This window comes from Candidatus Burkholderia verschuerenii (assembly GCF_001189365.1).
GTDB classification, from domain to species: Bacteria; Pseudomonadota; Gammaproteobacteria; order Burkholderiales; family Burkholderiaceae; genus Caballeronia; species Caballeronia verschuerenii.
The window spans coordinates 1-1,017 of record NZ_LFJJ01000443.1 but is presented as its reverse complement, the minus strand read 5'-3'; the positions used below and the strand labels follow the sequence as shown (position 1 = coordinate 1,017).

The following is a 1,017-nucleotide window of genomic DNA, read 5'->3' as shown; positions in this document are numbered from 1 at the left end:
CTCGAAGATGTTATTCGAGAAAAATATAGATTCTCGTGATTTGGATCCAACGGTCACTTAGAAAGTGAGAAAGTGGATTAGGAAATTGCGAAACATAATTTTTGAATTGGATTGAATTAGATTATAATATTAATACTTGGCTAAGTAGGAGTAAAGTATCCATGGATGTAGATAGAAAGTAGGTTTCCAATCGTAACTAAATCTTCAACTTTTTTCGTATAGAAAAAATGGAAGCAAAATAGCTATTAAACGATGACTGTAGTTTACTAGAGACATCAACCTATTGTTTTAACTCGGTGGAAATAAAATCGCTTTCCTCAGGATCTTCTCAAGTAAAAATAAAGAACGAAGTAACTAGAAAGATTGGTATAATCCCTCTCTTTTAGAGGGATCATCTAGAAAGCGAGTCATTTTTTTTCTATTCAGACAAAAAGCTGACATAGATGTTATGGGTTCGAATTTATTTATTTGCAATATTGTTCACATCCATAAAGGAGCCGAATGAAACCAAAGTTTCGAGTTCGGTTTTGAATTAGAGACGTTCCGTTTAAATCAAAATGTTGAATCGACGTCGACTATAACCCTTAGCCTTCCAAGCTAACGATGCGGGTTCGATTCCCGCTACCCGCTTTTCGTTTAAATGTTTATAGTCTATACTCTATATAGCTATTAGATTAGTATTAGGGTAGGGCTAATATACAATTTCAAAAATTATCTCCATACAACCCGATTCGTTGTTTTTTCAACCAAAGGAAGTCAAAATATGAAAAAATCAGAACGAAAAGCGTCCATCGTCTAATGGATAGGACAGAGGTCTTCTAAACCTTTAGTATAGGTTCAAATCCTATTGGACGCAAATTGTTTCCATATATTTTTTAGATTTCAATATCAAGAAAAAACCTTTTGAATAATTTGAATTCAAGACGCTTAATTACTTTTTTAAGACAAAAGAAAGTAAGTCATCCATTTTTTATTTTTTATACCTGTTCCTGAAGGTTAAAACGGTCCATTTGCTCC

General features: G+C 32.9%; 1 tRNA gene. It reads left to right on the top strand.

The annotated features are described in order from the left end of the window. Positions 1 to 784: 784 nt before the first annotated feature. Positions 785 to 856, top strand: a tRNA-Arg gene (locus tag BVER_RS36165). The last annotated feature ends 161 nt before the right edge of the window (positions 857 to 1,017 follow it).